Below are 26,475 nucleotides of genomic sequence, written 5' to 3' on the forward strand. Positions count from 1 at the left end.
AAAAGACGCGGGAGCCAAGGGCAAGCTTGCACCTTTTTCACATGACCCGGCATTTCACCACCGGCAGAAGGGCACGCGCGAGAGCGAGGAGTTCGCATACCGCCGGTCGTCGGAGACCTCCGCGCCGACCCATGGCGGCATCTCCGGTTGCTCCGACTCATCGGTTAGTTCCACCTCCGCGACGACCAGGCCCTCGTTCTCGCCATGGAAAACATCCACCTCCCACACATGGGAGCCGTGGGGCACCAGAAAGCGTGTCTTGTCGATGACCGACGGCTCGCAAAGGGCCAGCAACTGGCTACCCTCCTCCGCTGGGATCTGATACTCGAATTCGGCGCGGGAGATACCCTCAGCCGCTCCCTTGATGGTGAGCCATGCCTCGTCCCCGGCCACCCGCACCCGGACGGTGCGCCCCGTCTCACGTGAAAGATAGCCCTGCGCCATGCGCGTGCCCTGCGGACTCCCCGCACGCCACCCATCATCCGCCACCAGATATTTCCGCTCGATCTCGACCGCCATGATTCCTCCCATTCGATGTCACGGTGCTTTCCCGCCGGCCACCTGCGGCCGGGTGAGGATGGACCAGTCCAGTTCCCCATGGTCCAGCCGCTGCACCTCGCTGGCATAGACCGCGTCCTCGTTCCTCGGATCGAGCTGGGCTGCGAGCGCCGTGAACAGGCGGGCCGCCAGTTCATTCTCCTCCCCTTCCTGATTCAGTAAAAGGCCCGCGCGGGCATAAATCAGCTTCGCCATCGCCTCCGGGCCGAAATCCAGCCTCACCCTTTCGGGCAGCGTCCCTTGGGAAAGTTGGAAATTCACCACCACCGCCCGCTTGTTCCGCGGGGAGAGATGCAGGGCCAGCGCGAGGAATTTCCGCGCCTGCTCCAGGGATGCCGGGGACGCCTCCGCCTCCACCACCCGGTTCACGGCGAGGTTGGCCAGGCTCGTCGCATATTCATCCCGCTCCGCGTTCATCATCGCCAGCTCCGGGGAAAACGAACGTCCGTCCACGCGAATGGCCTGCCAGGTGAATTTCACCGTCTGCTCCGGCTGGGCATGCGCCACCACCAGCGAGATCGCCGGAAATGCCACCGCCACTTGCCAAAGCCGCATCATCGCGGATAAGGATGCGGAAGCACCCCGAAACGCGCAAGTGGCAATTCCCCAAGACACCAATCCGCCGAAAAAGGAACTCCGCCGCGAAATGCGCCGTCTGGTGAAAACGCTCCCGCAGGAAAACCCCATGGTCCTGCAACTGCTGCGCGACTGGCTGGCCGGACAGCCGCAGGTGAAGGTCATTTCCACCTACTCACCTCTACCAGGTGAGGTGGACATCATGCCACTGGTCACGGAGTTCCCCCATCTCCGCTGGGTCTTCCCCCGCGTGGAGGGCGGCGAATTGGTCCTCCATGAAGTGAGCGAGCCCGCCATCGACCTGGAACCCGGAGCTTTCGATATCCGAGAGCCGAAGACCGGCCTGCCCGTCGTGGATCTTTTCCATGTCGATGCTTTCCTTTGCCCGGGTCTCGCCTTCGATGAATACGGCGGCCGCCTGGGCCGTGGCCGCGGCTTCTATGACCGGCTGCTGGAGCATGCCCGCGGGGATGCGCTCAAGGTCGGTGTCTGTCACAAGGAGCAGCTCGTCCCACACACCTTCGGCGAGGCGCACGACGTGGTGATGAGCCGGGTGATCTCAGGGTGAGGCCAATCACTGGCCGCCGGGAACGAACCGTGCGATCTCTTCCAGGATCTGCTCCACCGGAGCGAGACGGCCCACACCTTCATAGCCGCAGGCGAGCAAACCTTCCGCTGGATCGACGAAATGGCAGCCGTCCTCCCTGAGTTGCGCCACGTTCCGCGCGGTGGCGGGGTGCAGCCACATCTTTCCGTTCATGGCGGGTGCGATGAGCACGGGGGTCGTTCTCGGCAGGGCAAGATAGATGGCGGAAAGCGGGTCCGGGGCCAGGCCGTTGGCGAAGTTCCCGATCACGTCCGCGCTGGCAGGGGCGATGACCAGGAGGTCCGCGCCATCCGCCAGTTCGATATGGCCCGGCTTCCAGGATTGTTTCTCATCCTCCAGCGACACCAGCACCGGCCTGCGCGTGAGCACCTCCAGTGTCAGCGGGGTGATGAACTCCGTGGCCGCTCGGGTCATGACCACATCGACCTGATGCCCCGCCTTCACCAGTTGCGAGGCGAGATCCGCCGCCTTGTAGGCCGCGATGGAACCTGTGATGCCGAGGACGACTTTCATGGGGCTTGGGGCTTTCAGCGGAGCATGCCGACGGCCTTCCGGACCGATGCGACGAAAATTTCGACGTCCGCCAGGGTGTTGTAGACCGCGAAGGACGCCCGGGTGGTGCCGGAGATGCCGAATCTGGCCATCAGCGGCTGGCAGCAATGGTGGCCGGTCCTCACCGCCACGCCCATCTGGTCGAGCAGCGTCCCGAGGTCATAGTGGTGGATGCCCGCGATGTTGAAGGACAGCGCGCCCGCTCTGTCGGCAGGACCGTAGAGACGGACGTCCGGAATCTCCGCAAGTCCGGCCGCCGCCGCCTGGATCAGATCGTGCTCGTGAGCCGCGATCTCCCCGACGCCGATCTGGTTCACGAAATCCAGTGCGGCTTCAAGGGCGATGGCACCCTCGATGTTCGGAGTGCCGGCTTCGTATTTGAAGGGAAGGTCGTTGTAGGTGGTGCCGGCGAAGGTGACCTCCTTGATCATCTCACCGCCCCCGCGCCATGGCGGCAGGGCATTCAACACGTCAGCCCGGCCCCACAGGACGCCGATTCCGGTGTTCGCATAAACCTTGTGTCCGGACAGGGCGACGAAATCCGCGCCCACGGCCTGCACATCCATTTTCACATGAGGTGTGGCCTGCGCGGCATCCAGCAGGACATACGGCACGCCCGCCGCCTTCGCGGCCGCCGTCATTTCCGCCACCGGGTGCACGGTACCGAAGGCGTTCGAGATCCAGCCGATAGCCAGCACCTTCGTCCTGCCGTTCAGCAGCGCGCGGAACCCTTCCTGGTCCAGCACCCCATCGTCATCGCAGGGGATGACCTTCAGCTCCGCACCCGTCCGCTGGCAGAGCATCTGCCATGGCACGATGTTCGAGTGGTGCTCCAGCGTGGAAATGAGGATCTCATCCCCCGCGCCGATGGTTCCGGAAAGCGCGAGCACGTCCGCCACCAGGTTGATGCCGTCCGTGGTGCCGGAGGTGAAGATGATCTCGTCCGTGGAAGCGGCGTTCAGGTGGTCGGCCACGGTTTTCCGGGCTTTCTCGAATCCCTCCGTCGCCAGCCGGGCCAGATAGTGGGTACCCCGGTGGATGTTCGAGTTCATCGCCTCGTAGTAGTGCTTCGAGGCGAACAGGACCTCCATCGGCTTCTGGGTCGTGGCCGCGTTGTCGAGATAGACCAGCGGCTGCCCGTTGATCTTGCGGTCCAGGATGGGGAAATGGTGGCGGATCTCGTCTTCGGAAAACATCGGTGAAAGGCACGGGCTTGCCCCCGCGGCCCGAGCATGCCCCAGCCAACCCTTCCCCGCAATGCCGGAATCCCGGGGCCGCCGGCATCCGGACCAGCATCAATTTTTCAAAATTCCCCGTAAGATGAACGCGGATGAAGACATAGGAGGAGAACCACGAATCATCCGGCCCCACCGATGTCCGGATGCCCCCGGAAAGGATTCTTGCCCTACCCCGCTCCCATTTCTTTCCAATAGTCAATCCGTCCCATGTTCTGCCTCTTTCTCTGCCTGTTCCTGATCCTGCCGCTCCATGCGGCGGAGAACCACCTTTCCTCGCTACGGAAGGGGCATCCGCGGATCATGCTCACCCCGGAGCGCGTCGGTGAGATCAAGAACCTGGTCACCACGGACCCGCAGGCGAAGCGCTGGCACGGGCTGCTTTCCGCCAGCGCCAAGGGCATGGTTTCCTCCAAACCGGTGACCTACACGCTGGAGAACAAGAAGCTGCTGAACGAAAGCCGGGCCGTCCTGAAGCGGGTATCCACCCTCGCCGGGCTGCACGTCATCAAGCCGGATCCACGCATGGCGGAGCGGGCGAAGAAGGAACTCCTCAACGCCGCCGCCTTTCCCGACTGGAACCCGGCCAGTTTCCTCTCCACCGCGGAGATGTCGCTGGCGTTCGCCATCGGCTATGACTGGCTCCACGATTCCCTCTCCCCGGAGGAAAAGGAGACGATCCGCGCCGCCATCATTGAGAAAGGGCTGAAACCCGGACTGGAGATCTACAAGGGGAAGCGGAGCTGGCCCTACGTCAGCCACAACTGGAACTCCGTCTGCAACAACGGCCTCATCGCCGGGGCGCTGGCCATCGCGGACACGGACCCGGAGATTGCCAATGCCATCCTCACCGCCGCGAAAGCCTCCCTGCCGAAGGGCTACGAAGACTACGCGCCGGATGGCGGCTGGCCGGAGGGTCCCGGCTACTGGGGATACGGGACGCAGTATGCGGTCTATGGCCTGGCCAGCCTGGAGTCCGCGCTGGGAACGGACTGGAACCTGCCCGCCAGCCCCGGCTTCTCCGTCACCGGGGACTTCCGCATCGACCTCATCGGACCCAGCGGCATGTATTTCAACTTCGCGGACGGCGGCATCCGTCCCGGTGCGGAGTCCTGCATGCTGTGGCTGGCCAAACGCTTCAACCGGCCCGACTACGATGCCAGTGAACGGATCATCGCGGCGGAAAAGCCCTCCATCTTCCACCTGGTCTTCTTCAACGGAAGATTCAGCACCCCCGCCCCACCGCCGGAGCCTCCGTCACTGCGGCACTTCACCGGCACCGGCGTGGTCATCCTGCGGTCCGGCGGGGGGAAATCCGCCACCTGGCTGGGGATCAAGGCCGGCGACAACAAGGCGAACCACTCCAACCTCGACCTCGGCACCTTCGTCCTGGATGCGGGCGGCGAGAGGTTCGCGGAGGAACTGGGCGCGGATCTCTACACGCTGCCGGGCTACTTCGCCGCGCAGCGCTGGGACTACTACCGGACCCGTACGGAAGGGCAGAACACCCTTGTCATCGGAGGGACGAACCAGGACCGGAAGGCGGCGGCGGAGGTCATCTCCACAAAGGACGCGTCCGTCACCATGGACCTCACCCCGGGCTATCCCGCAGCGAAAAAGATCCACCGCACCGCCACGGTGGCACCGGACGGCACCGCAACCATCGATGACAACATCCTCCTCAAGACCCCGGAGACCATCGTCTGGTCCATGCATACCAGGGCCAAGGGCACTGTCTCCGGCAACACCGCCACCCTCACCCGGGGAAAGGCCACGCTGAAGGCGGAGATCCTTTCCCCATCCGGCGCGTCCTTCACCCTCACGCCGGTGGAGATCCCTGCTCCGCAGCGCCCGGACAAAGACCTCCACAAGCTTTCCGTCCACCTCCCCGCCGCGCCGTCCGCCCGGCTCACCATCCGCTTCACCCCGCAATAATCAGCCGCCATGCAACGCCGCCATTTCCTCGCCACCCTCATCCTTTCCTCACTCCCCGCCGCCGCGCAGCAGGGAAAGCGCGCGCCGCGCATCATCCTGCGGAACTCATGGCAGATCGTGAACATCGGCGACATCGGCCACACGCCGGGCATCCTCGCCATCCTTGAAAAACACCTGCCGGAGGCGGAGGTGTTCCTGTGGCCCGGTGACATCTCCGGCGGCGTGCGGGAGATGATCCTCAAGCGGTTCCCGAAGCTCAACATCCTGCCGCCGAATCCGGAGGAGCGCCGGAAGATCACCTCCACCTGCGACTTCTTCCTCCATGGCTCCGCCGCCTTTCCAGGCGCGCAGGGCGACGTCACCGTCTGGAAGAAAACGGGCAAGCCCTACGGCTACTACGGCGTCTCCATCGCCGCGGAGGGCGACTACGCCATGGGTCTGATGAGCCACAAGGGCCTGACCGCCGAGCTGAAGGAACTGCTGGACACCGCCGCCTTCGTCTTCGCCCGTGACTCCGCCTCGCTCAAGGTGGCCAGGGACGCGGGAGTGAAGTCGCCCGTCCTGGAGTTCGGACCGGATGGAGCCTTCGCCGTGGACCTCCGTAATGACGAGGCCGCAACCGCCTTCCTCACCGCCAACGGGCTGGAAGAGGGTAAGTTCCTCTGCTGCATCCCCAACCTCCGCAGCGCGCCCTACTGGAAGGTGAAGAAGGGCCGCGCGTTCGACCCGGCGAAGCACAAGCGCAACGAGGAGATGAAGGAACACGACCACGCCCCGCTGCGCGACGCCATCATCTCCGTGGTGCGGGAGACGGACATGAAGGTTCTGGTCTGCCCGGAGGACTCCACCCACATGGAGGTGGGCAAGGAAATGCTCGTCGATCCACTCCCGGACGACGTGAAGGCGAAGGTGGTGTGGCGGAAGGATTTCTGGCTGACCGACGAAGCCGTGAGCACGTATGTGCGATCCGCCGGCCTCTTTGGAAACGACATGCACAGCCCCATCATGTGCATCGGCAACGGCGTCCCCGCCATCTACTGCCGCCTGCTGGAGAAGACGACCAAGGGCATCATGTGGAAGGACATCGGCCTGTCCGAATGGTTCTTCGACTTCGACGACGAGGCGGACCTTCCACGCCTTGCCCCCGCCGTGCTGGCCATGGCGAAAGATCCCGTCGCAGCGAAAGCGAAGGCGGCCAAGGCCCGCGCCTACGTCGAGGGCAAACAGAAGAAAACCATCGCCGTGCTGAGGAAGAGCCTGCCCGGGGCATAACCCCCCACTAAAGTGGGGTGGCGGCGCTCTTGATGGAAGAAGGGCTCCCCTTCATCAAGGTTACTTCCTGTTTTCCATGAAAAGCCCCCTGTTTTCAATCATCCCCGCAATTGCACTGGCAGCACTCTCCCACGCGGGAACAGTCGCCCATTGGCAGTTCAATGACCTGAATGATTCCAGCGGGAACGGCCACCATCTCACCAACAACAACACGGTCGCATCACTCGGAGGAGGCAGGCTGAATTTCAGCAGCACCACCGCCACCGGTCTGGTCAGCACGCCGGACAGCGCCGCGTGGGATGACACGTCCTTCACACTGGAGGCGATCGTGAGCGTATCCTCCACCACCAGCCTCACCAGCATCGTCACCCACATGACGAACGGCACGGACGGACGGCAGTGGTTCTTCGGCACCAGTGAAACCGGCGTCCCCATCGTCATCATCAACCCTTCCTCCGGAACGGAAGCACGCATCACTTCCACTTTCACCGGGCTCACGGCGGGAACGAACTACTATCTGGGCCTCTCACTCAACCTCGGCGCGGCTTCCGCCGCCGACCGCGTCACCTTCTATCTGCGGGACCTTTCCGTGCCCGACTCCCCGTTCCAGATATCCCCTGGATCCACCAACTTCACCGGATTCGCCGCCTCCTCCGCGGTGCTGGCCATCGGCTCCACCGGCCACTCGTCATCACGGCTCAACGGTTCCATTGATGAGATCCGCTTTTCGGACACGAACCTCGCGCTGAATGAACTGCTCGTCGCCGTTCCCGAGCCTTCGCTGGCCGCATTGTCCGCCATCGGTCTGGCATCGCTGGGGCTGCGCCGCCGCCGGGCCTGATACCTGCGCCTCACACCAAAGTGGGCCATCATCCGGATTGCGGTTTGGCATGGCATCATGTCACCTGCGGCTGTAGGTATCCGACTTTCCGATGACGACCGCCGCCCGCTGGCTTCTCACATGGCTTTTCCTTCCGGGGATCTGCCAGGCTGTGGATGCGCCGTGGATCAATGCCATCGACCTCCGCTCCCTGACCCCCGAGGAAGCGGATGAAGCCCGGCCCTATCGCCTGCGGGGCACCTTCATCTACCAGGACGACATGAATGCGGTCTTCCTCCAGGATGAAACCGCCGGAGCACTTTTCTGGTACAAGGATACCCCGGATCCCCCGCTGATACCGGGAGACATCGTGGAGGTCAGCGGTGTTACGAAGACAGGTCTCTACGTCCCGGGACTGGATGAGGTCACCTTCCGCGTGACCGGCCACGGACCACTGCCGGAACCGATCGAGGTCACCTATGACGACCTGATTTCCGGACGCTTCCACTATCAGTGGGTCACCGGAGAGGGCATCGTCCGCTCCACCTCCACCAGCAACACCGGCCGCACCCACATCCGTCTGGCGATGGGAGCCCGCATCGTGGAGATCCAGTTGTCAGATTACCCGGAAGCCCACAGCCTCATCGACCACCGCATCCGTGTGACTGGCCTCGCTGCCGGCGGCATCAACGACCGCCACCAGCTCAACCAACCCTACATCTGGCCGCGCAACGCCTTCGGCATCCGGATCTTGGACAAGCCGACGCCCGCCGCCGACCTGGAGACGGTCCCGGCAAGCACGCTCCTCACCTTCCGCCCCACGGCGCGCACCGGCCACCGGCTGAAGGTCAGCGGGACGACCCTCGCCGCCTTTCCGGACGGGCGGATTTTCATCCGGGATGGCAAGCACGCGCTGGCCGTCAAACCGAGCACCCGGGGCATCCTGGAGCCGGGTGACACCATCACCGTCCTGGGATTTCCCGAGATGGAGGTCTTCAGCGCCACCCTAGGTGACGCGGAGATCATCAACCATGAGCCGGGTCCCGCCCCGCTGCCGGTTCCCACCTCCCTTTCATCCATGGATGACGGCAGTTTGAACCATGAACTGGTGACCTTCCAGGCAACGGTCGCGGACAGCTTCCGCACCCAGACCGGCGCATCCGTCCAGCTCCAGAATCCGGATATGGCGGTCCGGTTGATCCTTCCCGCAACCGCCGATATCCCCGCACCCGGCACGCAACTGACCATCACCGGCATCTGCCAGGTGGAGACGAGCCGCGCGGCCGCCTACAACATCCGTCCGGACTCCATCGCCATCCACGCGCGCACACCGGCGGACATCATCGTGACAGGAAGTCCCTCCTGGTGGACGACCACCCGGCTGACCATCGCCCTCTGCCTCCTCGCCGCCGTCGTCGCCATCGCAACGCTATGGATCTTCCTGCTCCGCCGCCAGGTGGACAAGCAGACCGCCGCCCTGCGCGAGCGCATCGAAACGGAAGCGATGATGCTCGAGCGGCAACGCATCGCCCGGGAGTTCCATGACACGCTGGAGCAGGAGCTTACCGGTCTCTCCCTCCAGCTCGGCGCCGCCTCCGCAACCTCCTCGGCAGCCCCCCTGTCGACCGCATGCCACATGGTGTCCCGCATCCAGACGGAAACCCGCAATCTCCTGCACGACCTGCGCACACCGTCCGAGCAGATCCCGGACCTGCCCACCGCGCTCGCCCAACTGGCCGCCCGTCATGATGGCTCCACCGGCCCCCGGGTGGAGTTGCACTCCACCAATGACATCCCGTCCCTCCCGCCGCGCACCCTCCACCACCTGCGGATGATCGCTGCGGAGTCCGTCACCAACGCAATCAAGCACGCGCAGGCCACCCTCATCACCATCGATCTCCGCCATACCGCCGGAAACCTCATCCTCGCGATCACGGACAATGGCAGGGGATTTGAAGCGGAAGTGGAAACACGTGAAAAACCCGGCCACTTCGGCTGTATGGGTATCCGCGAACGCGCCAGGAAACTCGGCGCGGATGTCATCTGGCGGAGCCAGCCCGGCCACGGCACCACCGTCCGCCTCACCCTTTCAACGTCCCATGAGCGAAAGCAACCCCATTACGATCCTCATCGTTGACGACCACTTCGTGGTCCGCAACGGCCTCGCCACCTCGCTCGAGATCGAGCCGGACATCCGGGTGACGGCGACGGTGGAGCGTGGCGAGGATGCCGCTGCCACCTATGCCATCCACCGACCCACCGTGGTGCTGATGGATCTGCAGCTCCCTGGCATCAATGGAGTGGAAGCGACCACCGCAATCCGTCTGGTAGATCCCGCGGCGAGGATCCTTGTCTTCTCCACCTTCGCCCGCATGGACGAGATCCAGAGCGCCCTGCAGGCCGGGGCCACCGGCTACCTGCAGAAGTCAGCGTCCAGGGAGGAACTCATCCATGCGGTGCGGCTCACCGCCGCGGATGAGCACTACCTGCCGCCGGAGATCGCCGCGGAGCTGACCGAACTCCGGCTCGGCCCGTCCATCACCCCGCGGGAACGGGAGATCATCTCCCTCATCGCCGCCGGATCCGCCAACAAAGAGATCGGTTCCCAGCTCGGCATCGCGGAGGACACCGTGAAGCAGCATGTTTCGCGCATCCTCCAGAAGCTCGGCGTGAAGGACCGGGCTCAGGCCGCCACGGAGGCCATCCGCCGCGGCATCATCCGGCTTTGAGGTCGTTCCCGGCCATCGGCCGCCCTGCCGTCGCCAGTCGGCCTCCCATCCTGCCGCCGCCGGCACTGTTGATTTCCCGGCGCATTCCGCTGATCCCCAGCCATCCCCCGAAAGTGGGTCCTCCCCCCACTTGCGCGGGATGGCGACATTCATTTTGACTGCAAGGCTGTATGAAAAAAGCCCTCATCCTGTTGCTCGCCGCCGTGGCCAATGCCGGAGCCTCGACCATCCTCATCGACTTCGGCACCACCAACACCACAGGCACGCCTTCTTACTGGAACAATTTCAACATTCTGACCGACGAAGCCAGTTTCCCCCTTTTCGACACCTCCGGCCCAGGACCGGGAAACACCACCTACTTCCTCAGCCTTTCCGGTGGAGCGATCCTCAACGTGCCCGACAATCCGACGACGGTCGCCACCACCTACAATCCGTTCACCCCCACCACCGTCCTGTCGGACGCGGTGTACCAGACCGCACCGCGGACGTTCACCCTCTCCGGGCTCCTTCCCAACGTCGCCTACACGATCACTTTCTTCTCCTATGTGAGCCGTGATTCGCCCCGGGATACCGTTGTCAGCATTCCCGGCCAGACGTCCATGACCCTCCGCGCCTCCGGGGACCCGACGGCTGCCTTTTCTTCCGGCGGAGATATCGCCACCACCCAACCCATCGTGCCGGGAGTCGGCGGAACCATTCCGATCACCGTCACCAACCTGAACGGCAGTTGGATCCTCAGCGGCATGGAGATCACCTACGCCGTGCCTGAACCAGCCACCGCCGTCCTTTCCGCACTGGGCCTCATCCCCCTGCTCCGCCGCCGCCGTTGAGGCATCCGGATTCCAGTATTCCGACTCATGAAAGCATTGCTTCTGCTCACCCTGTTCACGCCGGGATTCCTTGCCGCCGACACCATCGCCCATTGGAAATTCGATGGCCGGGCGGGAAAAAAGCTCGACGACGAAACCCGGAACCATCCTCTCACCGCAACCTCGGAGGAGGGTCCGGCCGCCACTCCCACCGCCTATGTTTTCAACGGGAGTGACAAGGACGGTCTGCTTTCCGCGGCGGACCATGCGGACTGGAACAAGACTTCGATGACCGTGGAAGCGTTCGTCAAAAAAGGGAACGACGATGGCTTCGCCTGCATCACCGGACATTTCAAAGGAGACATCGGCGATCCATCCCGCCAGTGGATTTTCGTCCTGAAAAATACCATCCCGACGCTGATCCTCCAGAGTGCGGATGGAAAAACCACCGAGATTCCCGCGGATGTTCCGGGCCTGCTGCTGGATCATGAATATTACCTGGGGGTATCCTTCGACCTCTCGGAGAAAAACCCGGAGGACCGCATCACCTTCTACGTGAAGGATCTCACCGCCCGCACCCGTCCTGTACGGGTGAAGGCCGCGGTGGAATTCCAGACCCTCAGCACCTCCAGCGCACCGCTGAGCGTCGGCTCAACAGGAAATCCAACGTCCCGTTTCATCGGAGAGATCGGCGAAATCCGCATCTCTTCACCGGTCCTGAAGACGACCCAGCTCCTGCTTCCGAAGTGACCGTGCCCCCGTCCGTGGCACCCACCATCCCCACGAAAGTGAGATACCACGGAAGTAACATTTTCCGCCGCGACCGCTTATCCTGTTCCTGATGTCACTCCCTTTCCACCTGTTCCTTGCCGCCGGTCTGCTCGCGCCGTCCGTCGCCCGTGCCGAGCACATCGACCCTACCACCGCGATCGCGTCCTGGACCTTCGAGGACCCGAAGGACATCAAGGGGGAATGGGAGAAAAAGCCCGGTGTGTCCGTCCCCGGCCCGACCAACCCGGTCTATCCTCATTTCTCCGTCGCCAACAAGGCGATGCAGTTCAGTGGCAAGGGCATGGAAACCGCCCTGGTGGTGAAGGACAACGGACCGGACGGCCAGAACAGCCTGCGCATCCACCAAGGCGAGTCCCTGACCCTCGAAGCATGGGTGAAGCCGGGCAACGCCGCCGGCCAGGAAACCTACCTCATCGGCAAGGGACGTTCCCACAAACCCGCCTTCGGCACCACCAACCAGAACTACGCACTGCGGGTGAAACGCGGCGCGAACGGCCTCCAGGTCGGCTTCATTTTCTCCAGCCATGACGGCACCGGCGGCGACCGCAAGTTCCACGTCTGGTGGAGCGATGACAGCCAGGAGCAGCAGCAGACGTCCGCCTGGCATCACGTGGCGGTCACCTACACTTTCGGACAGGGCGACAGCCTGAAAGGCTACATCGATGGCCGTCCCGTCGAGGGCGTCTGGACATTCGCCGGCGTGACCGACCGCGCGCCGGTCACAGATGCGGATGACCTGGTCATCGGCAGCGGCATGACCCGCGGCCCCGGCCAGACGCTCAACGGCGCGCTCGACAACGTGGCCATCCACCGCACAGCCCTTTCCTCGGAGATCATCCGCAAGCGCTACGCCTTCACCCCGCCACCACCGGCCGTCACCCGTGAGGAGGTGCCCGCAGGAAAGGTCCTCATCCAGGTCTGCGAAAAAGGAGTGCCGAACGACCGTTCCTGGCCGGAGTCCACGCCGATCCCGGAACTGACCTACACGGAGGACGCGTTCGGGCTTTTCGAGATCCCACAGAAATACATCGCCTCCGGAGTCCGTGCGGACCGCTATCCCGCGCTGGTCCGGGCCGCCGCCATCGTGGACATCCCGGCGGGGAAACACCGCCTGCTGCTCCGCTCCCGCGGTGGTTCCCGCCTGTTCATCGAGGGCCGGCAGATCCTCACCACCTCCTTCCCACGGGGTGACACCGGCGGCCACGGCAAGACGTCCGACCAGGACAAATACCTCAACCTCGGCCCTGACTTCCGCTTCGCGCCTCCCGGCAACCGTGAGAACTGGACCGAGTTCGACTCGAAGGGCGGCAAGCAGCTCATCCTCCTGGAAACCATCATCGGCGTGGGATCACAACGTCCGGAACTGGGCGAGACGGTGGTCGCCATCTCCCCACAGGGCAGCGAGCACTGGCAGCTCGTCAGCCCCGGCTCCACCGTCTTTCCCTACACCGACGCGGGCTGGGCCGGATATGAAGCGGAGCGCCGCCCCCGCATCGCGGAAATGAACACGAAGGAACGGGCGAAACAACGCGCCACCCAGAAGGACTACTGGGAGCGGCGCAGGAAGGCCGCCACCGACTGGCTGGCGTCCACCAAGGAGGTGACCGTGCCGGAACTGCCCGCCGGGCACGCCGCCAACAACCCCATCGACAACTTTGTCGCCGCCCGGATCAGCGAAGTGGCCGCCGGGACCAAGCCGGTCCCGGAGGGAGGGGTCGATTACTTCCGCGACATCCGCCCGATCCTGGAAACGAAGTGCTATGACTGCCACCGCGGCAGCAAGGTGAAGGGCGACCTCCGCCTCGACAACCTGGCGGACACGCTCACGGGTGGCTCCGACGACGGTGCCGGCATCACTCCGGGCAAGCCCAAGGAAAGCTCGATTTACCACCGCATCATCACGGATGACGAGGACCTCATCATGCCACCGAAGGGCGACCCGCTCACGAAAGAGGAGATCGCCCTCATCGAAAAATGGATCGCCCAGGGAGCCAACTGGCCGGAGTTCCAGGTGAAGTCCTTCGAACCCACTCCTCTCACCGATGATCTGGATTTCCTCCGCCGGGTGACGCTGGACACGACCGGTGTCGTGCCGACCGAAAGCGAGATCGAATCATTTGTCGGCGACAAGGCTCCGGACAAGCGCGCCAAGGTCATCGACAAGCTGCTCGCCGACCCCCGCTGGGCGGACCACTGGACCAGCTACTGGCAGGATGTGCTGGCGGAGAACCCGAACATCATCAACCCCACCCTCAACAACACCGGTCCGTTCCGCTGGTGGATCCATGAGTCGCTCACGGACAACAAGCCGATGGACCTGTTCGTCACCGAGCTGGTCCGGCTGGAAGGCTCCGACCGTTACGGTGGCCCCCGTGGTTTCGGAACCGCGACCCAGAACGACTCCCCGATGGCGGAGAAGGGTGCGGTGGTCGCCGCCGCCTTCCTGGGCGTGGAGATGAAATGCGCCCGCTGCCACGACGCCCCCGCGCACGAATGGCTGCAGAAAGATCTCTTCAACCTCGCCGCGCTGCTCAACCAGGAGCCGGTGAAGGTCCCCGTCACCTCCAGCGTGCCGATGGACAAGCTGCACGAAGGCGGCCGCAAGCCCCTCATCAAGGTGACGCTCAAGCCCGGCACGGAAGTGCAGCCGGAATGGCCGTTCAAGAACTTCGTCGATCCGGCGCTGGCGGACACCCTCGCCGCGGACCCGGCGAACACCCGCGACCGTTTCGCCGCGCTCATCACCGCGCCCCAGAACGAGCGCTTCGCGAAAGTCATCGTCAACCGGTTGTGGCAGCGTCTGATGGGCCGCGGCATCATCGAGTCCGTCGCGGACTGGGAGAAAGGCGGCCCCACCCACCCGGAGCTGCTTGACTGGATGGGCAGGGAGTTCGTCCGTTCCAACTATGACTTCAAGGCGGTCGCCCGCCTGATCCTCAACTCCCAGGCCTACCAGCGTGCGACGGATCCCACGCTCACCGCACCCGGCCCGCTCTATGTCGCCCCGGCGCCCCGCCGGATGACGGCGGAGCAGATCGTAGACTCCCTCTTCGCCGCCACCGGCAAGCCGTTCGACCTGGAGGAAGTGAGCCTCGACCTGGACAGCAACCGCAGCGTGACGAACTCCATCACGATGGGTGTGCCGACCCGCTCATGGATGCTGGCGTCCACCTCCAACGAGCGTGACCGCCCCAGCCTCTCCCTGCCGAAGATCCAGGCCGTGTCCACCGTGCTGGAGGCCTTCGGCTGGCGCGGCGCCCGCCAGGATCCGGTCAGCATCCGGGACAACGCGCCGAACACGCTCCAGCCCGCCATCATCTCCAACGGCACGATGGGCCACTGGCTCACCACCCTCAGCGATGACCACGGCCTGACTGCGCTCGCGCTGGAGGACCAACCGCTCGACCAACTGGTGGACCGCATCTATCTCCGGCTGCTCACCCGCAAGCCGACGGCAGAGGAGAAAAAGACCACCGTGGACCTCCTTTCCCCGGGATATGGCAAGCGGATCCTTGCCGCGAAACCGAAGGCAACCGGCGGCGAGCGCCACCGTCCGTATTACTTCACCTGGTCCAACCACCTCGACGGCAAGGCGAACGAACTGGCCGTCATCGAGGAGGAGAAAGTCCGGCGCGGCAAGCCCGTCACCGACCGCCTCCAGCAGGACTGGCGCGAACGCCTGGAAGACCTGACGTGGACGCTGCTCAACACGCCGGAATGGCTCTTCGTCCCGTGATCCTCCTTTCCACACCCAGTTTCCGAACTTCAAATTCATCCGACCCGTCATGAACCGCCGACAATTCCTCCGCACCTCCGCCCTCGCCTCCCTCGCCACCCCGGCTCTGGCGAACTCCTCCATCGCCCACATGCCGAAGGGCAAGGCGGAGCACTGCATCTTCATCTGGCTCGGCGGTGGCATGGCGCAGATCGACACCTTCGATCCGAAGCGCCGCGGAAACCCGAAATCCGCGCCGAAGGTGCCCGGATCCGACTACAACTCCATCGACACCACGGTCCCCGGGGTCCAGTTCACCGAGCACCTGGCCCGCACCGCGAAGCTCGCGGAGCATCTGACCGTCGTCCGCACCATCAACCACCGCGTGGTCGATGAACATGCCTTCGCAACGAACATGGTCCACACCGGCCGCATGATCAGCGGCACGGTCACCTACCCGTCCATCGGCTCGCTGGTCGCCCACCAGCGCGGCGCGGCGGATGAAAAGGTTCCGGCCTACATGCTCATCGGCTACCCGAACGTGAGCCGCGGCCCGGGTTACCTGGGACCGAAGGCGGGCTTTGTCTATCTGACGGACACGGAAAGCGGCCCGGCGGGTTTCTCCCGTCCGGAGGGACTCGTTTCCACCCGGGTGGACCGCCGCCAGAAGCTCCTCGAGAAAATGAACTCCGCCATCCCAGGTGAATCCACCATCGCGGAGTATGAAACCGCACAGGAGGAGGCTCTCCGCCTCGCCGGTCCAGGGTTCATGCGCAACTTCAAACTGGATGAAGAACCCGCCGCGCTCCGCCAGGCCTACGGCTCGGAGTTCGGCCAGCGCTGCCTTCTTTCCCGCCGCCTGGTCCAGGCCGGGGTCCGCTTCATCGAGGTGTCCCACAACCTGAACTTCGTGAACGGCACTGGCTGGGACACCCACAATGACGGCCAGGAGAAGCAACACGTCCTGATCCAGGACCTCGACCAGGCGCTCTCCGCCCTCATCATCGACCTGAAGGAAAAAGGCCTGCTCGACAAAACCCTCATCGCACTGGGCACCGAGTTCGGCCGCCCGCCGGAGTTCGATGGTGGCGGCGGACGCGGCCACCAGGGGACCGCCTTCAGCCTCGTCCTCGCGGGAGGCGGCCTCAAACACAGCGGCGCCTACGGCGTGACGGATGAACTCAGCAAAAAGATCGTGGAAAGCCCGGTCAGCATTCCGGACTACCACGCCACCATCCTCGCCGCGCTGGGCATCGACCCGTCGAAGGAACTGAACGAGGCCGGCCGGCCGATCCCGATCACGGATGGAGGAAAGCCTATCTCCGCGCTTTTCTCGTGAAATCCGGTTGTTTCCTCCTTCCCCCGTCGCTTTTCCTCAGATAGAACATTGATCCATCATTCATAAAAAACCCCAGTTATGAAAAAGACCCTCGCCGCCACGTTGCTGGCATGTGCCGCCTCCCTTCCCGTGCAAGCCGCCATCATTCTCGTGGATTTCGGACCTTCTTCCGGAAACACCACCGGGGCTGCTGATACGTGGAACAATTTCAACGGCACGGCGGCGGCATCCAGCATGGCGCTGTCCACGAGCACCGGCACTCCCTCCGGCTACACGCTCACGCTCAACAACACGGTCAGTCCTCTCAATGAACCCACAGGGACCCAGCCAACCAGCCCGCCGGCTCCATTCACACTGGCGACCGTGACGACGGACGGAATGTTTTCCACCGGAACGACCACGCTCACCCTTTCCGGACTGAACTCCAGCCTCAACTACACGATCTCCCTCTTCTCCTACGTCAATCGGGACACCTCCCGCCAATCCCGCTTCTCCATCAACGGGACGAACATCGACGTCGAGCCATCCCGCATCGGAGCCGGGACCTCCGGGGCGGTCGCCACGTTCAACAACATAACACCCACCGCAGGCGATATCACGATTTCCATGTCGAGCCTGGTTGCCAACAACTGGATTCTCAACGCGATGTCCGTCACGGAGGTCCCGGAACCTTCCGCAGCCGTCCTCGTCCTGTCCGGAGCCGGACTTTCCTGCATCCGCAGAAGGCGGGCGTGACTACGGCAGCCACCGGGCTTCACCATTCCTCTTTCCCCCGGAGTGCGTCCAGAGCCGGGTTGTAAATATTGAACTCCAGGCGGTTGAACGCCTTCAGGTCGAAGTCCGCCGTCCCGAAGTTCTGGCTGAAGCCGCGCAGCTTGTCCCCCTCGAACGCTTCCAGCCGGAAGACCAGCGAGCTGCCGTCCACCAATGAGGCCCTGACATCCCCGATCATCCGCTTCGGTTCCTCCAGGCTGGCGGGTTTGAGCGCGATGTCCCGGAAACGGGCGACCGGCAGCTTGATCTCGTCGAAGCTGGTCTTCAGGGTGATCATCCCTTCGGAGATCGACAGCACTTCTCCGGCGATGCTGTCACCATTCCTCAGCATCATGCGGCCTTCCAGGCTCTTGTCCTTCACCGGACGGACTTCGTTCTGTTCATCCCCGAACATCTCGATGTTCCGCAGACGGTTGCCCATACCATTTCCCGGCGGGGGTGTCTCATCCAGGACGCCATCCCAAGCCGAAAGCTCCATGTCCGAAACCTTAAGCCGTCCGTTGTCGTGGCAGACGAAATGCACGGTCCTGCCCAATGTTTCCGGGTTCATCCCCTGGTCCACCCAGGACTCGATGATCCTCCCGTTCACATACAGCGCCAGGGTCTTGGTGCGTGAGCTGGCCCGGATCTCGATCTCCGCCTTCTCACTTTGCAGCAACTCCTGCACGGATGCCTGTGGTTGGAGGAAATTCGGATTTCCACCGCACCGCTGCACCTGGACGCTCCGTCCCCGGAAGTTGAACTCATAGCCGTTTTCCGGCTGGTCCGTGGAAGCGTCATCCGAATAGACGATGACGGTCAGGTGGAGTTGGTTCCGCCAGGTGGCGTCGAACGACAGGCGGAAGCCGTCCGGCAGTTCCATGTCCCGGGCGATGCCTCCGGGTTCCGCGGCGATGAATGCCCCGCTGCGGTACTTCCACGGCGCGGGCTCGGTCGAAAGCGTCCAGCCTTCGAGTGAGGTCGGCCCGCCATAAAGCAGCTTCGGTCGGTCGGAAATCTTCAGCTCGCGCACCATCACCCGTGGGAACTTCAACCGCCCGGCGTACCAGGTATCCAGCTCGATGGCGTCATCCGTGACCGAGGCGATCTCACCTTTGACAGTATCCCCCCTCGCCAGGGTGAGCGTCGCTTCATGGCTGGACGGCAGGGATGGCATCCGCCCCCCCAGCGCCACGTCCAGCACTTCCTTCGCCCGGAATGCCGCCGGCTTCGTCTGGATCGCCGAGTTCCAGACAACCGTATCCCGGGACAGGGATTCAAGGGTTCCCGGCAACTGGTCCTCATTGGCAAAGCGGATCACCGCGTCATGCTTCTCCTGTGCGGGAGCCGCGGCGGTGAGGAAGAGCAGAGCCGGCAGGCAACGCATCATGGTTCACCCTCCTTTTCCTCGAGCCGCTCCAGCGCGGTGACTTCCCGGCGATCCAGAACCAACGCACCGAGCAAGGGATGGGTAGCCTCGATCCTGTCACCGGGAAATGAACAGGACGCGACCCGTATGATGCCCTGGCCTCGCAGGCGCAGCGCGAAGGGATGGAACGCCTTCGCGGGGTCGTCCCCGGAGTTCTTGAAAAACACCGTGGAAATCTCCGACTCCGGCAGCTCGATGGGCGCTTCCTGGAAGTCGCTTTTGAAAACAAACAACGGACCCTCCGGGGCGGGCTTGATGGATACGAGACTGCCGCCGAAGCGATCCCCCCGCCTCTCGATCAGCGAGTCCACGGCCGCATCCCCCCGGTCCTCCGTCCGGTGGCGGTCGCCGTTGTGGTCCCACTCCGCGATCTCCACCCCGCTGATGGTCATGTGCGTCTCATTTCCCGCGGTGCTGGAAAAGGCGATGCCGCCCGCCTCCGGGGGATGCGGCACCGGATCCCCGAAACGTCCCTCCGGTTCATCATTGAGGAAAAGATAGAGCATGGAGTTCCTGCGATCGACACGGATCTCCACCCGCAGGTGGTTGTCCGGATATTGGTCGGGCCGGCGGTTGAGGGACAGCAGCGTGGTGGACCTGCGCCCCCCCTTGGATGATTCCCGCCGCACCTCGATCCCGCCGTTGCCGAACTGGAAAAGATAGCGGTCCGCCACCTGGGCGGACGGCAGCAACGGATCCGCGAAATGGAACTGGAAGGAAGGATTGCCATTCCAGGACAAATTGAACTTTGCCGAAAACTGCTCTGTCGGCTCCAGCTTGCGCACAAGCCGCCCCTGTCCCTGCACGCTCCATGCCCCTTCATCGAAGCTCCAGTTGTCCCCCTGGGGGCCTTCCGGTTTCATGTCTTCGAAAGATCCGCCACGCGGGTAGATCACCTTGTTCGGGTGGATGCCCATCATCAGCGACTTCAGCGAGGAACGCGGGATGAGCAGCCTGCCCGCCACGGGTGACATCACCGCCAGTTGTCTGTCGTCAAGCGACTCGATCTCCACCGGCAGGATGTCGCCGTTGTTGAGTTCCACCCTGCAGGAGGGCGGATCCTCATTCTCGTTTTCGGTGCCAAAGGCGACCTTCCGCACCGCCTCCGCACGGAGGAAGATGGGTTCATCGGCAAGGGAAGACTCCAGTTCCACGACTCCGTCGCCGTTGATCGAGCGCACGGTGCCGCTCAGACGTCCCTCGCCGGAGAGGGTGATGAGGTCGGCCCGCAGCACGCCTCCCGCAGTCATCACCGCCATGGCTGCAATGGCCATCAGACGTTCAGAACTGGACATCCCAATCATCGAGAAAGCTGTTGGAGGGGTTGAAATCAAGGATGGTCGCCGGAGCCAGATCAACATTCCACTCGCCTGCGGACGGGGTGAGCAGGCGCACGTGGGTGGCGGTGCCTTCCACCGGCTTCCCGGTCACCCTGCCCAGCGGGGACAAGTGGATGGTCATCTCCCCCACGGTGGACTCCAGCGGCTTCGCCAGGCTCCCGCGGGCGAAACGGATTTCCGCAAGGTCATCCAGCGGGAAGCGGAAGCCCCCGTATCTGCCATCAAGGAGGACCATGCCGTCCTGGAAGCCGGTGACCTTTCCGGAAAAACGGTCCGTGCCGTTCGCCAGCAGCACGATGTCCTGGTCCTCCACCTGGAGGCTGCGGGCGGAGTCCGGCATGCCGTTCCACTCCGCCATCACGATGTCCGAGATCCTGACCGGTGAGTTCATGCTCTGGACCATGAAACCGAAACCCGTCCCCTTTCCCGCATATGCCGTGGTTCCCGCCCCGGCGGCCCCTTCACTCCATTGACCGAAGAACTCATCATTGATGAACAGTGAAATTTCCCCGGACTGCCGGTTGCAGCGCAGCTCCACCGTCACGTTGTCCGACTCACCGAGGCGGGCGCTGTAGCTGTTCGAACGGATGGCCTCGATCGATGGCTTGCCACCTTCATCAAAGCCGGCGCGGTAGAGCAGCACGCTGTTGCCGCTCATCTGGAGGACATAGCTGCTGCCAAAGAGCTTCGGAAAGGCCGAGGCGTCCGCCGGGAACTGGTTGGCCGCGGCATTCCCGACCACGCCATCCTCCGGCTCCTTCGGCCGCTGGAAGTCGGCGTGGAAGGCGAAGGCCATCGACATGCGGTTCTTCCACGCGAGGTTGAAGCGCACGACGGAGCGGTCCGGCATTCCTTCCTTCCGGACCAGCGCGGTGCCGGGGCGGGTGCCCTGCCAATACCAGGCGGAGCCGGAGAATTTCCAATGGCCGGGCTTGGTCGGATCATCCTTGGCATCCTTTCCGGCAGGCGCCGCCGGGACACCTTCCGGCGTGGCCATGTTGACCGCGCTCCATTCCTCCCCCTCATACGGTCCATGGTAGATCAGCCTGCCGCCGAGCGGACTGGGTGCGACCATCGCGACGCGGTCCCGCGGCAGCGTGACGGGTCCGGCGAACGATGTCTCCAGCACGACGGTCTTGTCATCCAGGGATTTCAGCACGCCGGGGATCCTGTCTCCATCGACCAGGGTCACACAGGAGAGCGACCCAAGGGCCTTCCGCGGTCTTCCGCCGTTGAGCACCACCTGCCGGATCTCCGTGGAGGAAAGCTCGATGGCTCCCGTCACATCGTCCCGGTTCCATGCGATCTTCGCGCCGGCTCCGATCCCGGCGAAGCTGCCGTGGAGCTGGTCGCCATTTGAAAAGCGCAGCAGGTCCTGCCGCGGCGGCTCCTTTTCCGCGGATGCGGCCAGGACGCCGAGTGCCAGCACGATGGAAAGGTGGTGGATCATTTTTCGTAGATCGGCAGGTAGCGGTAGTTCAGCGCCAGGGACAGCAGGGCGCCGGCGGTGTTGAAGGAGGCACCCTGGTTGCCGGGAAAGGAACCGTCCCTCCCCTGGAGGGTCGCCATGTAGCGGATGTTCCGCTGGTTCCACTCGCGCCACGTGTCCTCATCCGCATGGAAGAGGGCCTGGGACATGTAATATTCGTAGTAGAACGGATAGTAGCGGTCCCGGTAGTCGAGGTTCTTTTTCAGGAACTCCAGGCTGGCCTTGTAGGGCTTCGAGTCCGTTTCCTTCGCCAGTGAGAGGCAGAGCGAACCGATGGCGGTGAGCGTTGGTTTCCCTCCGCTGGGCGAGGTGTAGCCCACGGATCCGTCCGCGCCGCGGCACTGGGCGATGTAGGCAAGTCCGTCGTTGATGGCCTTCTGCGGAACCTCCATCCCGGCGTTGCGCGCGGCGAACAGGGTCACCAACTGGCCGCCGGTGACGGTGGTGTCCGCGTCCTTGCTGTCAGGCTGGTAGCGCCATGCCTTGAACTTGTTCCGTTCCTGTGCGGACAGGATCAGGGCGATGGCCTTTTTCAACGCGCCCGCCACATCCGGATGGTCGATGACCCCATACGATTCCGCCAGTGCCTTGGTGGCGAAGCAGTGGCTGTACATGTTGTTTCCGATGTAGCCGTTCGTGTCGTTCTGCTCGGAAATGATGTAGTCAATCGCTTTCCGGATCACAGCGGCGTGGGGGCCGTTGTTGGGATCCTCCCCATGGGCCAGGAATGCGGCCACACAGAGGCCCACCACCCCGGGTTCCGAACCGACGCCATCATCCCAGTGCCCGCGCGCGTTCTGGCTCTTCGCCAGGTACTGGAGGCCGCGCTCATAGATGAGCTCCACCTGCTGTGGGATGACGTCTTCCTTCCTCCCCGGAAGGTCCTGGGAAAACAACGGACCGCCCATGGAAAGGGCGAACGATGCACAGAGGATGGACCGGCGGATGATCATTTCCCCTTCTGTTCAGCCCCCCGGTTGTAGGCGTCCAGCGCCCGGCGGAATTCCTCCGGCAGCGCCTTGCCTGCGGTGCCCGCCGCCTTGGGGACTTTCCTCGTCATGGATTTCTCATTGGCGTCGCCGGTGATGTTCTCGTTCGGCGTGTCGGATTCCCCGAACTTGTTGCCCGGCCCTCCCTTGTCGCCGCCGGGCTGGCCCGGCTGCTGGCCTTCACCTTGTCCGGGTTCCTTGCCCATCATGCGCTCCATCATGTCCATCATCGCGCCCCCTGCCTGGCCGCTGCCATTCTGCTTCTGGCGCTCTTTCGCGGCGGCGTGGATCTTCTCGATGATCTCCGTCTGCGCGGCGATGGTGCGGCCACCGGTGTCCGGCTCCAGGAGCCAGTCCGTGGCCTCATCCATGATGCCCTCCACCTCCTCCAGGAGTTTGATGACCTGGGGAACGGTTTCCTCGATGGTGAGCTGCTGGACGTCCGCGGATAGCTCGTCCTGATCCTCCGCCACCTTTTCGGAGCCTTCCCGGTGCTGCTGCATGACGGCCTCCTTGTCCACCGGTCCGGCGGCAAGGGAAACCCCGCAGGCGAGGATGGCGCAAATGATGTGGTGGAGTGGCTTCATGGTTCGGCGCCCCCCTTCCGGATGTCGGCGGATCTTCTGAGTTGTTCGAGCGCCCGGGTCCGGGAACGCAGGTCCTGCTCCTGCTGGATCATCTTCATCACACGGAGCATGAACTCGAAATCCTCGTCCTCCGGACTGCGTTCGCCGCCACCACCGCCGCCGCCCGCCATGTTGTTCTTCTTGTTCTCCTCCTCCAGCTTCGCCGCCCAGTCGGACAGCCGCTTCGCCCATTCCTCGTTCTTGTCGGAGCCGATGGACGACTGGTTCGTGCCGAAGCTGGAGCGGATGTCCTCCAGGGCGACATCGATCTGGGAGTCCTTCATCTCAACCAGGATCATGTTGAACATCTCCTGCTTCGTCCGGGCGAAGTAGTGGGTGAGGTCCTCCTGGATCCACCGGATGTCAGAGCCGGTGTCCGACTGCTGGCGTCCCACCTCCGTGAGGATCCGCGCGTCGGCCGGGTCCAGTTCGCTCGTCCGCAGACCGAAAAGCCTCTCCGCCGCCTGCCTCAGCGTGTCTTTCACCCCGTGGAGTTCCGAGGAAGCTTTCTTCAGGCGGTTCACGAAGGTGCCTGCCTCGAAGCGGCGGTTCGCATCGTTGGCATTCTCCACCGCCTCCTGCATCTTCTCCACCACCCGCTTCTGTTCCTCCACCGCTTCCGCGAGGTCCTTCTCCGTTTTTTCCGCCGTGTTGGACGGATCCTGGGCATCACCGAGTTTCTTGCGGACCTTCGGCATGTCCTTTCCGGAAAGCTCCTGGAGGGACTTCAGGGATTCCGCCATCTTGCGCAGCGTCTCCTTGTCGATCTCCCCGTTCCGGGCGGAGTCCTGCATGAGCTTCTCCATCCTCTCGGTCAGTTCCTCCATGCGGTTGAGATTCTCCGCCTCCGCCTGCTCCTGCATGTCCAGCCGCTTGCGGCTCTCCTCGGACTGGAGTTCCCCACCTTCCAGCTTTTCCAGCCGTTGGTTTTCATCCAATTGGTTCTGCTCCCGGCGGGCCACGTCCTCCAACTCGGTGATCGCACGGTCGAACTGGCTTTTCAGCATCTGCGCGTGCTCATCCCGGGTCAGGACATAGATCGTCACCGGCTCCGAATAGATCCGGCCCCTGCCTGGGAAATAATCCTCCACGAACGCCCGCAGCACGACCTTCTGCGGGGAGATGCCCACCGCCGCCGGAGAAAAAGCCACCGGCCGGCTGAGGCGCTTGTCCTCTGGATTTCCTTCCGCGAGCTTCATCTCACCGGCTGCGGGAGACTCACTGGTCGGGCGGGTGGATTCCCCCTTCCATTCGATCCCGCTGACCTTCACACCAAAGTCATCCTCCGCCAGAGCCTCGAAATCCACGGTTTCTTCCGGCAGCATGACCTTCTGGCGGTCGATCCCCTGGAGATACGCCCCTGGGGCCGCATCCTTGAAAGCATCCACCCTCACCTTGAACTCCATCCCTCCATCCAGGCCCAGCTTGTCCTTCCAGCCGAATGGAATCTCGAACGGCCGGGATCCCACCGTGATGGGTGGAGTCACCGCCAGCGGCCCCTTCAGCGAAAGGAAGCCGGACACCGGGGTGAAGGCGCCCTCTTGCGGGAGATCGGACGCGATTTCCTTCGTCGGACCGTATTCCGCGGATGCGAGGGGACGGTTGGAGGTGAGGGAGACGACCACCTCGCTGCCCTCCACGGCATTGAAGAAAGCGCCGTTCAGTTCCAGAACGCGGTCCGGGATCTGGAGATAGGCAGGGGGCTTCACGTGGACGGAGATCTTCTCCGCGGCGGGCCGCAGCACCGGCTCCACCGCCACCTCGTGCCGCGCGTCCCCGACATTGAAAACGATGATCCCTTTCTCCTGCTGACCGGGAAAGGAAAAGCGGTAATGCCCGCCGGTGAGTTTCGTGGAAATCTCCGGCTGCAGGCCATAGCGGCCCACGCCATCCGAAGGACGGCTCTCCGAGTTCCTGTGCAGTTTCAGCACGATGTCGAACGTCTCCCCGAACGGGACCGCCAGCTTCGACGGAGGAGAGTCCAGCAAGGTGAAGGTGTATCGCTCCGTGTCCGAAAGCGGTATCAGCCACCGCTGGAGCGCGTTGATCCCCGCTCGCGGAGTGAACGTGAAGGAAGCTGCCGCGACCACGAGCAGCAGCAGCGCCACCATGCCCCAGCGGCGGTGCTTCGGCGGCGGCAGCGCGTCATCCAGTTTCCGCTTCCCGGTCTCCGCCGCCACGGCCTCCATCGCAGCCGCCCGCAGGCGCGGTGACAGCGTGTCCGAGTTCCCGGACTGGTTCTGGAGCTCGATGACGCCGAGCAACCGGTCCCCCAGCCCCGGGTAGCGCCGGGCGATCAGGCGCGCCAGTTCCGACTCCCGGCGGTGACGCCACACCCAACGGTGCAGCCAATACGGCGCGAACAGCACGAACAGCGACACCCCGCCAAGCAGGATCCCCAGCCGGACCATCCCCGGCGTCTGCCACACGCGGTCCAGTCCATACACCAGCAGGAATGAGAAAACCAAGCCCACCACCCCGGCGATGCACGCCTCCAGCACCTTGATCCGCCACAAATGGCGGCGGAAATCATCAAGCTGCCGACGAAGCCCCTCCGGGATCACGACCGTGGAATCGGGTGATTGGGAAGGATCAGGCATGACGGATTTCAGGCAACGGAAGGGACTCTACCAACACCCGGAGTCTCCCAGAGGAAACGCGGGTTTTCCAGCCGTTTTCTCACCATCTGAAGCGATGCGGTATCCCATTTCCGTCTTTTTCGATACCACCCCATTCCGGGAGTGATGTGGTAGGGAAGAAAGCTCTTGTTCAGAAAGATTCTGAAACCACTGATTTCACTGATTTACTGATTTCAGAGGCACTGAAATGACCGTTATCCCGGGCATCCGGGCAGAATATCCCTGTTCTGAATCAGTAAATCAGTGAAATCAGTGGTCATCTTCCCTGTTG

The 26,475-nt window shown here is 63.6% G+C and carries 21 protein-coding genes; 11 read left to right on the forward strand and 10 right to left on the reverse strand.

The window, feature by feature from the left end; all coding sequences use genetic code 11:
- Positions 1-54: 54 nt before the first annotated feature.
- Together OVA24_RS14635 and OVA24_RS14640 are read right to left on the reverse strand one after the other, a co-directional pair.
- Positions 55-519, reverse strand: a complete 465-nt coding sequence (locus tag OVA24_RS14635; RefSeq protein WP_267670642.1) for a CYTH domain-containing protein — start codon at positions 517-519, stop codon at positions 55-57.
- A gap of 18 nt (positions 520-537) precedes the next feature.
- Positions 538-1,116, reverse strand: coding sequence for a hypothetical protein (locus tag OVA24_RS14640; protein WP_267670643.1), 579 nt, complete (start codon positions 1,114-1,116; stop codon positions 538-540).
- 37 nt (positions 1,117-1,153) lie between these two features.
- Between OVA24_RS14640 and OVA24_RS14645 the strand changes: the two genes are divergently transcribed.
- Positions 1,154-1,702: a 5-formyltetrahydrofolate cyclo-ligase gene (locus OVA24_RS14645; protein WP_267670645.1), complete on the forward strand. Its 549-nt coding sequence runs from the start codon at positions 1,154-1,156 to the stop codon at positions 1,700-1,702.
- Positions 1,703-1,708: 6 nt separating this feature from the next.
- Here the strand turns inward: OVA24_RS14645 and OVA24_RS14650 are convergent, their stop codons facing one another.
- Positions 1,709-2,254 (reverse strand): flavoprotein, encoded by a 546-nt coding sequence (locus OVA24_RS14650; RefSeq protein WP_267670646.1) that lies wholly within the window; start codon positions 2,252-2,254, stop codon positions 1,709-1,711.
- A gap of 14 nt (positions 2,255-2,268) precedes the next feature.
- A complete protein-coding gene (locus OVA24_RS14655; protein WP_267670647.1) occupies positions 2,269-3,489 on the reverse strand; it encodes an aminotransferase class V-fold PLP-dependent enzyme in 1,221 nt (406 codons plus the stop codon).
- Between the two features lie 249 nt (positions 3,490-3,738).
- Here OVA24_RS14655 and OVA24_RS14660 point away from each other — a divergent pair, with 249 nt between their 5' ends.
- From OVA24_RS14660 to OVA24_RS14705, 10 genes are all read left to right on the forward strand, one after another.
- Entirely contained in the window at positions 3,739-5,463 is a 1,725-nt protein-coding gene (locus OVA24_RS14660; RefSeq protein WP_267670648.1) for a heparinase II/III domain-containing protein, read from the forward strand.
- Between the two features lie 9 nt (positions 5,464-5,472).
- Complete coding sequence (locus OVA24_RS14665; protein ID WP_267670649.1) at positions 5,473-6,735, forward strand: polysaccharide pyruvyl transferase family protein; 1,263 nt, start codon at positions 5,473-5,475, stop codon at positions 6,733-6,735.
- Positions 6,736-6,811: 76 nt separating this feature from the next.
- A complete protein-coding gene (locus OVA24_RS14670) occupies positions 6,812-7,576 on the forward strand; it encodes a PEP-CTERM sorting domain-containing protein (RefSeq protein WP_267670650.1) in 765 nt (254 codons plus the stop codon).
- A gap of 91 nt (positions 7,577-7,667) precedes the next feature.
- Positions 7,668-9,692, forward strand: coding sequence for a sensor histidine kinase (locus OVA24_RS14675; protein WP_267670651.1), 2,025 nt, complete (start codon positions 7,668-7,670; stop codon positions 9,690-9,692).
- Complete coding sequence (locus OVA24_RS14680) at positions 9,655-10,284, forward strand: response regulator (protein ID WP_267670652.1); 630 nt, start codon at positions 9,655-9,657, stop codon at positions 10,282-10,284. The genes OVA24_RS14675 and OVA24_RS14680 overlap by 38 nt, the downstream gene beginning before the upstream one ends.
- 170 nt (positions 10,285-10,454) lie before the next feature.
- Positions 10,455-11,114: a PEP-CTERM sorting domain-containing protein gene (locus OVA24_RS14685; RefSeq protein ID WP_267670653.1), complete on the forward strand. Its 660-nt coding sequence runs from the start codon at positions 10,455-10,457 to the stop codon at positions 11,112-11,114.
- A gap of 27 nt (positions 11,115-11,141) precedes the next feature.
- Complete coding sequence (locus OVA24_RS14690; protein WP_267670655.1) at positions 11,142-11,843, forward strand: hypothetical protein; 702 nt, start codon at positions 11,142-11,144, stop codon at positions 11,841-11,843.
- Between the two features lie 91 nt (positions 11,844-11,934).
- Positions 11,935-15,621: a DUF1553 domain-containing protein gene (locus OVA24_RS14695; protein ID WP_267670657.1), complete on the forward strand. Its 3,687-nt coding sequence runs from the start codon at positions 11,935-11,937 to the stop codon at positions 15,619-15,621.
- A 49-nt stretch (positions 15,622-15,670) separates the two neighbouring features.
- The gene (locus tag OVA24_RS14700; protein ID WP_267670658.1) at positions 15,671-16,939 is read left to right on the forward strand and encodes a DUF1501 domain-containing protein; all 1,269 of its coding nucleotides are present in this window, start codon (positions 15,671-15,673) and stop codon (positions 16,937-16,939) included.
- Between the two features lie 78 nt (positions 16,940-17,017).
- The gene (locus tag OVA24_RS14705; RefSeq protein ID WP_267670659.1) at positions 17,018-17,674 is read left to right on the forward strand and encodes a PEP-CTERM sorting domain-containing protein; all 657 of its coding nucleotides are present in this window, start codon (positions 17,018-17,020) and stop codon (positions 17,672-17,674) included.
- A gap of 19 nt (positions 17,675-17,693) precedes the next feature.
- On the opposite strand, the gene OVA24_RS14710 is transcribed toward OVA24_RS14705, so the two are convergent.
- Genes OVA24_RS14710 through OVA24_RS14735 form a run of 6 tightly spaced genes read right to left on the reverse strand, consistent with a single transcriptional unit; the run spans position 17,694 to position 26,165 of the window.
- On the reverse strand, positions 17,694-19,082 hold the full coding sequence (locus tag OVA24_RS14710) for a hypothetical protein (RefSeq protein ID WP_267670660.1): 1,389 nt from the start codon (positions 19,080-19,082) through the stop codon (positions 17,694-17,696).
- The gene (locus OVA24_RS14715; protein ID WP_267670661.1) at positions 19,079-20,395 is read right to left on the reverse strand and encodes a hypothetical protein; all 1,317 of its coding nucleotides are present in this window, start codon (positions 20,393-20,395) and stop codon (positions 19,079-19,081) included. Before OVA24_RS14715 ends, OVA24_RS14710 begins: the two co-directional genes overlap by 4 nt.
- A gap of 7 nt (positions 20,396-20,402) precedes the next feature.
- Positions 20,403-21,911, reverse strand: coding sequence for a hypothetical protein (locus OVA24_RS14720; RefSeq protein WP_267670662.1), 1,509 nt, complete (start codon positions 21,909-21,911; stop codon positions 20,403-20,405).
- Positions 21,908-22,903, reverse strand: coding sequence for a prenyltransferase/squalene oxidase repeat-containing protein (locus OVA24_RS14725; RefSeq protein ID WP_267670663.1), 996 nt, complete (start codon positions 22,901-22,903; stop codon positions 21,908-21,910). Before OVA24_RS14725 ends, OVA24_RS14720 begins: the two co-directional genes overlap by 4 nt.
- Positions 22,900-23,526: a hypothetical protein gene (locus OVA24_RS14730; protein WP_267670664.1), complete on the reverse strand. Its 627-nt coding sequence runs from the start codon at positions 23,524-23,526 to the stop codon at positions 22,900-22,902. Before OVA24_RS14730 ends, OVA24_RS14725 begins: the two co-directional genes overlap by 4 nt.
- Positions 23,523-26,165, reverse strand: coding sequence for a hypothetical protein (locus OVA24_RS14735; RefSeq protein ID WP_267670665.1), 2,643 nt, complete (start codon positions 26,163-26,165; stop codon positions 23,523-23,525). The genes OVA24_RS14730 and OVA24_RS14735 overlap by 4 nt, the downstream gene beginning before the upstream one ends.
- Positions 26,166-26,475 lie beyond the last annotated feature (310 nt).

Origin of the sequence: Luteolibacter sp. SL250 (assembly GCF_026625605.1) — a bacterium.
Classification (GTDB): Bacteria; Verrucomicrobiota; Verrucomicrobiia; order Verrucomicrobiales; family Akkermansiaceae; genus Luteolibacter.

Coding starts and splice junctions, on each gene's coding strand:
- OVA24_RS14735 (WP_267670665.1), bottom strand. CDS start 26,165: ATGCCTGATCCTTCCCAATCACCCGATTCCACGGTCGTGATCCCGGAG.
- OVA24_RS14650 (WP_267670646.1), bottom strand. CDS start 2,254: ATGAAAGTCGTCCTCGGCATCACAGGTTCCATCGCGGCCTACAAGGCG.
- OVA24_RS14690 (WP_267670655.1), top strand. CDS start 11,142: ATGAAAGCATTGCTTCTGCTCACCCTGTTCACGCCGGGATTCCTTGCC.
- OVA24_RS14640 (WP_267670643.1), bottom strand. CDS start 1,116: ATGATGCGGCTTTGGCAAGTGGCGGTGGCATTTCCGGCGATCTCGCTG.
- OVA24_RS14720 (WP_267670662.1), bottom strand. CDS start 21,911: ATGATCCACCACCTTTCCATCGTGCTGGCACTCGGCGTCCTGGCCGCA.
- OVA24_RS14705 (WP_267670659.1), top strand. CDS start 17,018: ATGAAAAAGACCCTCGCCGCCACGTTGCTGGCATGTGCCGCCTCCCTT.
- OVA24_RS14715 (WP_267670661.1), bottom strand. CDS start 20,395: ATGGCCATTGCAGCCATGGCGGTGATGACTGCGGGAGGCGTGCTGCGG.
- OVA24_RS14660 (WP_267670648.1), top strand. CDS start 3,739: ATGTTCTGCCTCTTTCTCTGCCTGTTCCTGATCCTGCCGCTCCATGCG.
- OVA24_RS14665 (WP_267670649.1), top strand. CDS start 5,473: ATGCAACGCCGCCATTTCCTCGCCACCCTCATCCTTTCCTCACTCCCC.
- OVA24_RS14655 (WP_267670647.1), bottom strand. CDS start 3,489: ATGTTTTCCGAAGACGAGATCCGCCACCATTTCCCCATCCTGGACCGC.
- OVA24_RS14685 (WP_267670653.1), top strand. CDS start 10,455: ATGAAAAAAGCCCTCATCCTGTTGCTCGCCGCCGTGGCCAATGCCGGA.
- OVA24_RS14635 (WP_267670642.1), bottom strand. CDS start 519: ATGGCGGTCGAGATCGAGCGGAAATATCTGGTGGCGGATGATGGGTGG.
- OVA24_RS14670 (WP_267670650.1), top strand. CDS start 6,812: ATGAAAAGCCCCCTGTTTTCAATCATCCCCGCAATTGCACTGGCAGCA.
- OVA24_RS14730 (WP_267670664.1), bottom strand. CDS start 23,526: ATGAAGCCACTCCACCACATCATTTGCGCCATCCTCGCCTGCGGGGTT.
- OVA24_RS14695 (WP_267670657.1), top strand. CDS start 11,935: ATGTCACTCCCTTTCCACCTGTTCCTTGCCGCCGGTCTGCTCGCGCCG.
- OVA24_RS14725 (WP_267670663.1), bottom strand. CDS start 22,903: ATGATCATCCGCCGGTCCATCCTCTGTGCATCGTTCGCCCTTTCCATG.
- OVA24_RS14675 (WP_267670651.1), top strand. CDS start 7,668: ATGACGACCGCCGCCCGCTGGCTTCTCACATGGCTTTTCCTTCCGGGG.
- OVA24_RS14700 (WP_267670658.1), top strand. CDS start 15,671: ATGAACCGCCGACAATTCCTCCGCACCTCCGCCCTCGCCTCCCTCGCC.
- OVA24_RS14710 (WP_267670660.1), bottom strand. CDS start 19,082: ATGATGCGTTGCCTGCCGGCTCTGCTCTTCCTCACCGCCGCGGCTCCC.
- OVA24_RS14680 (WP_267670652.1), top strand. CDS start 9,655: ATGAGCGAAAGCAACCCCATTACGATCCTCATCGTTGACGACCACTTC.